This window comes from Gaiella sp. (assembly GCF_035710885.1).
Lineage (GTDB): Bacteria > Actinomycetota > Thermoleophilia > Gaiellales > Gaiellaceae > Gaiella.
This window is the reverse complement of the sequence record NZ_DASTCS010000069.1, coordinates 23,128-32,632: the sequence shown is the minus strand read 5'-3', so window position 1 is coordinate 32,632 and position 9,505 is coordinate 23,128. Positions and strand designations below refer to the sequence as shown.

At 71.4% G+C, this 9,505-nt stretch carries 11 protein-coding genes; 4 read left to right on the top strand and 7 right to left on the bottom strand.

The genetic code is table 11. The features are described 5' to 3' along the window. A partial coding sequence (locus tag VFO26_RS15990) for a LacI family DNA-binding transcriptional regulator (RefSeq protein WP_325116066.1) occupies positions 1 to 1,094 on the top strand: 1,094 nt, incomplete at its 5' end. Positions 1,095 to 1,109: 15 nt separating this feature from the next. Here VFO26_RS15990 and VFO26_RS15985 read toward each other — a convergent pair. The 4 genes from VFO26_RS15985 to VFO26_RS15970 all read right to left on the bottom strand — a co-directional run bounded on the left by VFO26_RS15985 (position 1,110) and on the right by VFO26_RS15970 (position 3,961). Further along, positions 1,110 to 2,081 (bottom strand): penicillin-insensitive murein endopeptidase, encoded by a 972-nt coding sequence (locus VFO26_RS15985; protein WP_325116065.1) that lies wholly within the window; start codon positions 2,079 to 2,081, stop codon positions 1,110 to 1,112. 105 nt (positions 2,082 to 2,186) lie between these two features. Further along, the gene (locus VFO26_RS15980) at positions 2,187 to 2,813 is read right to left on the bottom strand and encodes a cytidylate kinase-like family protein (RefSeq protein ID WP_325116063.1); all 627 of its coding nucleotides are present in this window, start codon (positions 2,811 to 2,813) and stop codon (positions 2,187 to 2,189) included. Positions 2,814 to 2,886: 73 nt separating this feature from the next. Next, positions 2,887 to 3,618 (bottom strand): SDR family oxidoreductase, encoded by a 732-nt coding sequence (locus VFO26_RS15975; RefSeq protein ID WP_325116062.1) that lies wholly within the window; start codon positions 3,616 to 3,618, stop codon positions 2,887 to 2,889. Positions 3,619 to 3,703: 85 nt separating this feature from the next. Then, positions 3,704 to 3,961, bottom strand: coding sequence for a hypothetical protein (locus VFO26_RS15970; protein ID WP_325116061.1), 258 nt, complete (start codon positions 3,959 to 3,961; stop codon positions 3,704 to 3,706). Positions 3,962 to 4,225: 264 nt separating this feature from the next. Here VFO26_RS15970 and VFO26_RS15965 point away from each other — a divergent pair, with 264 nt between their 5' ends. Beyond that, entirely contained in the window at positions 4,226 to 4,804 is a 579-nt protein-coding gene (locus VFO26_RS15965) for a carbonic anhydrase (RefSeq protein WP_325116060.1), read from the top strand. A gap of 21 nt (positions 4,805 to 4,825) precedes the next feature. Here VFO26_RS15965 and VFO26_RS15960 read toward each other — a convergent pair whose 3' ends face one another. From VFO26_RS15960 to VFO26_RS15950, 3 genes are all read right to left on the bottom strand, one after another. Next, complete coding sequence (locus tag VFO26_RS15960) at positions 4,826 to 6,304, bottom strand: serine hydrolase (protein ID WP_325116059.1); 1,479 nt, start codon at positions 6,302 to 6,304, stop codon at positions 4,826 to 4,828. A 169-nt stretch (positions 6,305 to 6,473) separates the two neighbouring features. Further along, the gene (locus tag VFO26_RS15955; protein WP_325116058.1) at positions 6,474 to 7,388 is read right to left on the bottom strand and encodes a dienelactone hydrolase family protein; all 915 of its coding nucleotides are present in this window, start codon (positions 7,386 to 7,388) and stop codon (positions 6,474 to 6,476) included. Positions 7,389 to 7,505: 117 nt separating this feature from the next. Then, positions 7,506 to 8,552, bottom strand: a complete 1,047-nt coding sequence (locus VFO26_RS15950; RefSeq protein ID WP_325116057.1) for a DUF3500 domain-containing protein — start codon at positions 8,550 to 8,552, stop codon at positions 7,506 to 7,508. 126 nt (positions 8,553 to 8,678) lie between these two features. Between VFO26_RS15950 and VFO26_RS15945 the strand changes: the two genes are divergently transcribed. Beyond that, complete coding sequence (locus tag VFO26_RS15945) at positions 8,679 to 9,065, top strand: metalloregulator ArsR/SmtB family transcription factor (RefSeq protein ID WP_325116056.1); 387 nt, start codon at positions 8,679 to 8,681, stop codon at positions 9,063 to 9,065. Continuing rightward, entirely contained in the window at positions 9,016 to 9,501 is a 486-nt protein-coding gene (locus tag VFO26_RS15940) for an SRPBCC family protein (protein ID WP_325116055.1), read from the top strand. The genes VFO26_RS15945 and VFO26_RS15940 overlap by 50 nt, the downstream gene beginning before the upstream one ends. Positions 9,502 to 9,505: the final 4 nt, after the last annotated feature.

Sequence of the window (9,505 nt, the reverse complement as noted above, 5' to 3'; positions counted from 1 at the left end):
TTCGGGTACGCTGCCGGTCGATGGCTCCGGTGAGGCCTCGACGCGTGCGGCTGCGGGACGTCGCGGAACGCGCCGGGGTCTCCGTCGGGAGCGCCTCCCAGGCGTTCAGCCGGCCGGAGCTCGTCTCGGACGCGGTTCGCGCACGGGTGCTCGAAGCGGCCGAAGCCCTCGGTTACCCGGGGCCCGACCCGGCGGCCCGCCGCCTGCGTACCGGCCGAGCGGGGGCGCTCGGCATCATCTTCAGCGAGCGGCTTCGCTACCAGTTCACAGACCCGGCCGCGCCCGCGTTCCTCGGCGGTGTCGCGGAGGGGATGGAGGACGCGCACATGGGGCTGCTCCTCATCCCCGATTCCCGGTTTCGGGAGCAGACGGCCGCGACGGTGCGCGCCGCCGCCGTCGACGGCTTCATCGTCTACTCCGCCGCGAGCAACGATCCTCGCGTGGACGCGGCGCTCGCGCGCGGGCTCCCGGTGGTGACGGTCGATCAGCCGCGCGACGCCCCGACGGCGTTCATCGGCATCGACGACCGCGCCGCGGCGAGGCAGGCCGCCGAGCATGTCCGTGCCCTCGGCCACCGCCGCGTGGGCGTGCTTGCCTTCGTGACCGCCCTCGACCGAGAAGGAGAGCTCGTGCTCGAGATGAGCGTCGAGCGGCGCGCAGGCTACGAGGAGGGTCTCGGCACGGCGTGGGACGAGGCTGCAGTCCGCACGTGCCGTCCGAACGCGACCGAGCCGGCGCGGCGGGCGACGCTGGATTTGCTCCGCGGCGATGCTCCGCCGACCGCCATCCTGGCAATGAGCGACGTCCTCGCGACCGGCGCGCTCCAGGCCGCGGCGGAGCTCGGGATCCGCGTGCCGGAGGACCTGTCGCTCGTCGGCTTCGACGACGGCCCTGCGGCGGCACTCGCCAGCCCGCCGCTCACGACGATCGCCCAGCCGCACGAGGAGAAAGGTCGGCTGGCCGCAGAGTGGCTGCTCGAGGAGATCGCGGGACCACGATCGCGAAAGCCCCGACGGGCGATCCTTCCCACCAAGCTCGTCGTACGGGAGAGCACCGGCCCGCCCGCTCCGAGCCTGCCCGGCGAGCGAGCATGACCGTCGGATCGGGCCTCAGCCGGGAGGCTGCGGGAAGCGGACGTGCATGTGGTTCTCGTGGTTCGGATAGGGGACGACCACGCCGCCCGGTCCACGGAGCCGGGTCGAGTAGCCGACGAAGACCATCCGCGCGCCGGCGGCGACGAAGCGGTCGAGAAGGTCCTGCGCGAGGTCGCGATCGATCTGGCTCGCGGCGTGCACGGCGGTCAGCTGCCGGTCGCGCCGCGGGTAGTAGACGTCCACGTCGAGCCCGTTCTGGTGCGACACGTGCTGGTTCATCCGCCCGCCGTCGCGGAAGCTGATGTCCCCGACGACCACCGGCGGCGCCTCCGGATGCGCGCCGCGATAGGCAGCGATCACCGAGAGGATCGTCCGGATCGTTCGCTCGTTGCCGTAGAGCCGGTCGGGGCGATTCGGGACGCTGTCCGTGACCGGGTTCCACGTGACCCAGTCATCCCCCTCCACGGGAAGTTGCGTGCCGTCGACCAGACGGCCGGCGTACGGGAGGCCGACCGACGTCGCGCGGTGCCACTCGACACTGGCGAGCGCCGTCTTCCGTGCGACCGCTCGCCCAGCCGCCTCTCGGGGGGACGCGTCAGCTCGTGAGCCCGGCGTGCTTCGGGCAACACGTGCGTCGTTGATCCGGAACCCGAGGCTCGGAGGATCCGCCTGCAGCGGGCCGGGATCCCGCGAACCGCTGCCCTGCCGGAGTGCGGCGATCGGGAGCATCGTGGCGGAGCCGAGCACGAGCGCGACTGCCGGCACCGTGCGCGTGAGGAGCCGGCGTCGCCGCTCTGCCTGCCTCGCCATCCGCCGTCGCCGCGACGCCTCGAGCCCCGTGCCGACCGGCATGAAGACAGACGCCTCGAACCGACGGTTCACGAACGCCGGCACTGTCAGGCTGAGCGCCGCGAAGGGCTCCCGCGGCTGCTCGCGGAACCAGAAGATGTCCGCGTCCAGCCATACCTCGTCCGGCCGCCAGCCCATGAACAGACGTCCTTCGCTCAGAGAGCGCCCTGTCCTGCGCCCGGACACGCTTCAGCGGTCGGGTCGGTTCGACGACCCGACGCGGGCCGCAGAAAGCGGGGACCGTCAGGTGGACCCGGCCTGTGCGACCAGTCGCGCGGCCTGGTCGACGGAAAGAGCGTCCGTGTTGACGACGACGTCGTAGTGCGTCGGCGACTCCTGCGCGATGTCGTAGAAGCGCCTCAGGTAGTCGCGTCGAGCAGCGTCCGAGTCCTTCACCTCGCGGACGGCGGCCGCTCGGTCGAGGCTCTTCAGGTCGGCGATCCGTGTGGCACGTGTCTCCGGAGACGCCGTCACGAGCACCCGGAGCGCCTCGTGCGCGCGGGAGACAGCATAGGACGCACCGTGCGCGACGATCACCACCTCGCCACGGGCCGCCGTCTGCAGGATCGTTTCCCGGATCAACGCGCGAATGGCGTCGCTGCTCAGCTCCTCCCCCGCGCTCGGGGAGCGGCTGCCGGCCAGCGCCCAGGCATCACCGCTCCGGGCCATCCCTTCGAGCATGCGGACGACGAGAGACTTTCGACGCTCTTCGTCTGCGATCTCTGCGGGGTCGACGCCTCCTTCGCTCGCTGCCCGCGCCACGATCTCGTCGTCGACGTAGAGGAAGCCGAGACGGTGGGCAACGAGCCGGCCGACCTCGTCGCCGCCGGAGCCCGTTGCATGTGAGATGCACACGATCCTGTATGCCACGGGTCTCGACGCTAGGAGCCGAGGCGGCCCCCGTCAAGCGGTTCTCCCCGGTGGAGGCGAGCGTCGCTTCCCGTCAGGGCACCCAGCGCTCGGCGAGCGGCGTGACCTGCAGCTCGTGCGTCGCGCCCCGCGCGCCCTGCTCGGCGAGGAACTCGACCGCCCGGGCGAGCGCACGAGGGTCGGCAAGGGCCTCGGTCGACTGCCCGGGAGGTGCTCCGCCGATCGGCTCGATGCCCGCGTCGACGATCAGCAGCGCGACGTGGATGCCGTGCTCCCTGAGCTCGAGCGCCGCCGCGTTGCTGAGCGCACGGACGCCGAAGGATCCCGCCGCCCACAGGCCGCGTCCGGGCATGGCGCGACGCGCGGAGCCACCGGTCACCTGGACCACGGTCGCAGGGCCGCCCTGTTCGAGCAGGAACGCTCCGACGGTCGAAAGGAACGTGAAGGCCGCGCGGGCCGGGGCGGCCGCCCAGGGCTCGAACGCATCCGGTGCCGCCTCGCTGAGCCGGCCGCCGCCGAACGGGCCGCGCCGGTCGCCGCCGTAGGGAGCCGCCGCGTTCACGACCAGATCGACCCGTCCGTGCGACTCGGCCGCCTGCACGAGCACCTGTCGGACACTCGCGCTCTCGGTGATGTCCCCCTGGAGTACCACGGCACCCGTGGTGGCGACGCCGTCGAGCGTCGCCTGCGAACGGGCGACGGCGACGACCGCCCATCCCCCGGAGGTGAGCCGCTCGATCACGGCGCGGCCGAGATTTCGCGCGCCGAACACGACGGCGCTGCGCGGAGCCGGCTCCGTGCTCATCTTGCAACCCTAGAGGTCCGAGCGCTCGAACCCGCCGTCGACTCGTCTCGGCTCGGACGCCCCGGGTTCGAGCGTCACGGTGCGACTACGTCCCCACGTCGACGGTCGCGAGGACGACGAGCACGAGCGTCGTGGCAGCGAGAATGCCGTGCAGGGCGACCATGGGAACCGGGAAGCGGCGTTCCGGCGCATCCGCGGTCTCGGCGGCGGCCATGCCGCCGCGTCGCTGGCCGAGCCAGATCGCGAGCATCCCGAATCCGAGCAACGCCACCGCGAGCAGCAGCACGAAGGCGATCCACGCCAGTGTCTCGCTCCCGTTCGCCACGAAGACGATCCAGAGCACGAGCCCGATGGCGGCGAGAGAGCGAAGTGCGTCAGCCAGCCGCCGGCTGACAGGGCGACGAACCCGGCGAGAGCGAACACGAGCCCGGCGGTCGTGACGGTGCCGTCCTCGTAGCCGGGGCCACTGCAGCCACGCGGCGATCGCAACGAGCGACACGGCGGGAAGGCGCTTGACAGGCAGTCACTTCAACATGCAAAGTCACTATTCGAATTGAAGTGGCAGCCCTGGCCGCTTCCACCCCACCTCGAACGAAGGAGTGTCGCCATGTCAGTCCTCGACGAAGTCATCGCCGCGAACGAGGCTTACGCACGTGAGTTCGGCGACAAGGGCGAGCTCGCGCTCCCCCCGGCCAGGCACTTCGCGATCCTCACGTGCATGGATGCGCGTCTCGACCCCGCGAAGTACGCCGGCCTCAGCGAGGGCGACGCGCATGTGATCCGCAACGCCGGGGGCCGCGCCTCGGACGACGCAATCCGCTCGCTCGTGATCTCCTACAAGCTGCTCGGCACCAGCGAGTGGTTCGTGATCCACCACAGCGACTGCGGCATGGAGTTCTTCACGAACGAGGTGATGGCGGATCTCCTCGACAAGAGCCTGGAGACCGCTGCCCTCGGCGAGAACGGCTTCCACGACGTCGGTGCCGGCCCCGGCTCGAGCGAGGGCCACAACATCGACTGGCTCACGATCGCCGATCGGAACCTGAGCGTCGTCGAGGACGTCGAGCGGATCCGTGACCACCCGCTGGTACCCGCCGGCATCGCGATCTACGGGTACGTCTACGACGTCCGCACCGGACAGCTGATCGAGGTTCCCGAGGCAACAGCAGCCGGAGCTCCCGTCTAGAGGCTCGAGGAGGAGCCCGAGTCAGGGCCCTCTCGACCGGGTGAGCGCGATCCGCGTCGCGCTCGCTCCCAGCGACTGCGCCTGGGCGAGACCGAGACCGCCCGAGCGGAACGTGAGGATGACGAGGATCGCGGGCCCGTCGTCGTCGTAGACGATGGCGGCAGTCGAGCGGCTGTCCGAGAGCCAGCCGTTCTTCTGGGCAACCGGCGTCTTCGCCGGCAGATAGGGCCCGACGAGCCCGACGTTGTCGCCTCCGGCGTCGCTGTCCACGAGTGCCCGGAGCAGCGCCCGGGCCGTCGCGGGCCGGAGGCCGGTGGCGTCGAGGCCTGCGCGTCTTCCGATGGCGGCGAGATGGATGGCGCGCATGATCGACGCGAGGTCCCGGGCGGTGGTGACTCGGGTCGTCCCGAGGGGCGGCTGGGACGGGGCAGCGTTGGACGACGTGCCGACGCGGTACTCGCCCGGGTACGTGCTGGAGGTCGCCCCGAGCGACCGCAGTCTCCGCTCGGCGACCGTTCTGCCCCTGGCCGCGTCACCGCGTCCGACGATTCCGAAGAGCCGATTGGCCGCGAGGTTGGAAGACCACTCTGCCGCCTGACCGACGTCGTAGAGCACGGGCGAGCCGCGCCCGAGACCGTGGCGGCGAGCGGCCTCGATCATCACGGCGAGCTTGACGGTCGAGGCTGCAGGGAACCGAGCGGCGCCGTTCCACTCCGCGACGGTCCCGGTCCCGAGCCTCTCGATGCGAATCGACGAGTACCCGCTGAAGGCGCGGGCCGCCGCTGCAAGCCGCGCCGTGAGCGCCGGATCCCGTCGCGGCTTCGCGGGTGCCTTCGTCGCGAGGGGTGGCAGGGCGAACGCGTCTCGGGACACGGCCACGCCGACCTGCTCGCCGGCGTCGTTCAGGAAGAGCGCCTCGACGAGCGCCGGACCGTGGCGCACGGCTGCCCTCACGTCGAACCGTCCTCCGCTGACTGCTGCAGTCGCGGCTCTTGCCCCGTTGACGTTGATCAGCACCCTGGTCGACCTCGCGGGGGCGGGACCCGCCACGTGCCCGAAGAAGACCTCGCCCGGGCCGGGCAGGGACAGAGCCGGGACGGCGTCCGCCGGTGCGGTGACCCCTCCGGCCGCGCACCGGGGGCGGATGCCTTCGACGCGGCGTCGTGCAGCCTCCGCGCGTCTGTGGAGAGCTCGCCACGGCCGCAGGCGGTCGAACGCCTCGGTCACGGCGATCTCGGCCTCGGCGAGGATCACGAGGGCCTCCTGGAGCCGGTCACATCCCTTCGGGACGACCACCCGGCGGGTCGACTCCGCGAGGTCCCGCGCTGCGTCGTAACGGCGCTGCATCCAGTCGGGGTCGCCGCCGAGACTGGCCCGCGCAGCGGCGTCGATGCGCGGCAGCATCGCCAGCTGGGGAGCCAGCGGGCTCGGCGAGGAAGCCAGAGCCGCGGCCGTGCCGACGCCCAGCGCAACGCATCCGGCGAGCGCCCGTGCCCACATCGGGCGATGCTGGCGCCGCGCCCACCCCTCGCCCGGGAGGTCGGCCGCCTTCGGCGAGTGGCCGACCTGCTCGATCCGCTGCCGAAGCTCGTCGCCTCGAGGACGCTGGAGGATCGCTCGAGTGGCTCGGACGACGCCGAGGCGACTGATAGGGGCCGCGCCGTTGCCTCTAGCTCGCGACGTGAGTGCCGAACCAGCTCAGCATCCGGCGATAGGCGGCCGATGCCGCCGGCGCGTCGTAACGCGAGCTCGTCGGGTTGAAGAACGCGTGATCGACGCCGGGGTAGGTGACGATCTGGTGCCGCAGGCCCGCCCTGCGCAGGGCCGCGCGCGCCGCCGCGCGGGACGCGTTGACTCTCGAGTCGAGCCCCGCGTACACCCCGAGCACCGCAGCACTGGTGCCGGAGAGGTTCCCGTTCTCGGGGAAGGGGCCGTAGAAGGGGACCGCGGCGGCCAGCCGAGATTCCTTCGAGGCAAGCAGGAGCCACGTCATGCCGCCGCCGAAGCAGAAGCCGGTGGCAGCAACCTTCTTTCCCGGGAGCCGGCGGCGGAGCTCCGTCACGCCCGCCTTCATGTCCGCCACGAATCGCGAGGTCGGGGCGGACCCGAGCGCGGCCACCGCCTCGAACTCGTCCGAGAACGACTTCGTGCCGCCCTCCTCCGAGAGCAGGTCGATCGCGAGGGCGGAGTAGCGGCTTGCAGCGAGGCGGCCCGCGATCGCGCGGATCGAGTCGTTGAGCCCCCGGTTCTCGTGGATCACCAGCACGCCTCCGCGCGGCTGACGCGCCGAAGCCCAGGCGCCCAGCAACCTCCGTCCTCCCGGCCCCCGGAACGTGATCTCCCGCGTCGGGAGCGCCGCAGCCTCGACCTTCGCCCCTCGCCGAGCAGCTGCCGTCCCCGCGTGCCCCGCGGCACCAGTCAGCGCCCTCGCCTGGTCCGCCACGGCCGCCGCGAGCAATGAAGCGGCTGCGGCACCGCTCACGCCGAGCAAGCCGAGCCGACGAAGCGCCTCGCGCCGCGAGACGTGGCCGTCTGCATGGTCCTCCGCGACCTCTTCCGCCAGATACCGCTGGAACTCTGTCACGACCGGCCCTCCTCGGACGTTCGCCGTGTGGCTGTCATCGCGCCGGGCCCGCTGATCTTCCTGCAGGGAGGTACGCGGAGGCAAGGCGGGCGGATTCCGGGCGTCGAGCTGCCGACGTCAAAGGAGGTGGCGGCCGAAGTCGCGCTCGAAATCGCGCCAGACGCTGTGGATGTGCGTCCCGCTGTTCCTCGAGTTGTCGAACTCGAGCAGGAACGTCGGTCCCTGGAGCCGGTAGTAGTGGGGCACGCCGGGGCGAGTGCTGCCGGCCCAGCCGAAACGCGTCCGCCCGATGCCCGCCCGCTCGATCCGGGCCTGGGCGGCGCGCGCCAGAGCGAGGGGATGGTTCGCCAGGTACGTACGCAGGATCTCGAGCACGCGCCTCTGCGCCGCGGACGGGAGATCGCCGGTGAGCACGCCCACCCGCCCGAGCGGGCTCACCCGGACGGCGTTCTGGGTGAGGTGGTCGGTGAGCGACTCCGACGAGAACACGACCTGCCTCCGCAGGCGGCCGTCGAGCGAGAGCACGATCTCCCGGGCCGCGTCCTCCTCGCGCCGCATCGTCCGGTGGCCGCGGGCGACCGAGCGGTACGCGCTCGCCGCGCGGGTGGGCCAGGCGCCCAGGAAGAACGGCTCGGTGACAAGGGTGCCGCCGACGACGGTGAAGTGCCTCGAGAGATGGTGCCCCTCGAACCGCCATCCCCACGCTCGGGCCCCGGGCGTCCCGAACACCGAGACGTAGTAGCGGTCGGGGTCGAACGGATCGCTCAACCCCGTGTTCATCCGCTGCAGCACGCCCTGCAGCGCCATGATGTCGAGCGACTTGCGGAAGCCGGCGGGCGAGCTGCTCGAGCGCAGCAGCGCGAGCGCGAGCCTCCGCTGGCCGGCCGACATCGCTCCGAGCGGAAGGCCGTTCCGAGGCACCGAGGCAGGCACCGTCCAGTGCCAGCGGGTGCGCTCGGCGCCCGCGAACGGGAACGATGCACGGTCGCGATCGACCGGTGACAGGGATGCGAGGAAGGCGCGGGCGGCGGTCTCGACCGCCGCAGCGTCGGTCGGTGCGGCGCGTGCGGGTGGAACGCCCAGCGCCAATCCCGCGGCGCCGGCGCCCGCGAGCCGCAGGACGGCGGTGCGCGTGAGTCGTGGCTCGAGGTGGTCGTCGTTCACGTCGGAGCCTCCTTCGGAGCAGACCTGCCTCTTCGCAAAGACTGCCTACGCTCGCAGCCGTCCGTTGACAACGTGGCCGAGAAGGCTCCGGTTGACGTATTCCGATATGGGAATATAATGCCCGGCATGGCACGGGCGGCGACGACGGCAGATGCATTCAACGCAGTGGCCGAGCCCCGGCGGCGGCAGATCCTGGATCTTCTCGCCGGCGGAGAGCGGCCCGTGAACGACCTGGTGGCCGTGCTCGGGATGTCTCAGCCACAGGTGTCCAAGCACCTACGTGTGCTCCGGGAGGTTGGGGCGGTCGACGTGCGTGAGGAAGGACGGCAGCGGCTGTATCGGGTCGACGGACGGGCGCTCAAGCCCATTCACGACTGGGTGAAGGACTACGAGCGCTCCTGGACGGAGCGGTTCGAGCGGCTCGATGTCGTGTTGGAGGAACTCGAGCAGGAGGAGGAATCAGATGCCGGCGACGACCAGCCGCACAGCGACGGTGACGCTTCCCGCGGATGAGCAGATCCTCATCACCCGGGAGTTCGACGCGCCGCGGCACCTGGTCTACAAGGCGTGGACCACGCCCGATCTGGTCAAGCGGTGGTGGCACGCGAACCGCGGCACGGCGACGATCTGCGAGATCGACCTGCGTGTCGGCGGGACATGGCGGTACGTGATGGTGACGGACGACGGCTTCGAGGTCGCCTTCCACGGCGAGTACCGCGAGATCGTCCCGGACGAGCGAATCGTCTCGACCGAGATCTACGAGGGCATGCCCGACGCAGAGGCGGTGAACACCGTCACATTCACCGAGGCAGGCGGGCGCACGACCCTCACGATCCTGGGGCAGCACGCAAGCAAGGAACACCGGGATGCACACATCGCCTCCGGGATGGAGGCGGGCCTGCAGGACGCACTGGGACTCCTGGAGCAGGTCGCGAGCTCGCTTCGCTGAGCAG

Excerpts from the sequence above, each read along its gene's own strand:
- VFO26_RS15985 (WP_325116065.1), bottom strand. The coding sequence starts at position 2,081 with ATGGGCTGGCGGCCGGACGAGGTATGGCTGGACGCGGACATCTTCTGG.
- VFO26_RS15975 (WP_325116062.1), bottom strand. The coding sequence starts at position 3,618 with ATGAGCACGGAGCCGGCTCCGCGCAGCGCCGTCGTGTTCGGCGCGCGA.
- VFO26_RS15965 (WP_325116060.1), top strand. The coding sequence starts at position 4,226 with ATGTCAGTCCTCGACGAAGTCATCGCCGCGAACGAGGCTTACGCACGT.
- VFO26_RS15960 (WP_325116059.1), bottom strand. The coding sequence starts at position 6,304 with ATGTGGGCACGGGCGCTCGCCGGATGCGTTGCGCTGGGCGTCGGCACG.
- VFO26_RS15945 (WP_325116056.1), top strand. The coding sequence starts at position 8,679 with ATGGCACGGGCGGCGACGACGGCAGATGCATTCAACGCAGTGGCCGAG.
- VFO26_RS15940 (WP_325116055.1), top strand. The coding sequence starts at position 9,016 with ATGCCGGCGACGACCAGCCGCACAGCGACGGTGACGCTTCCCGCGGAT.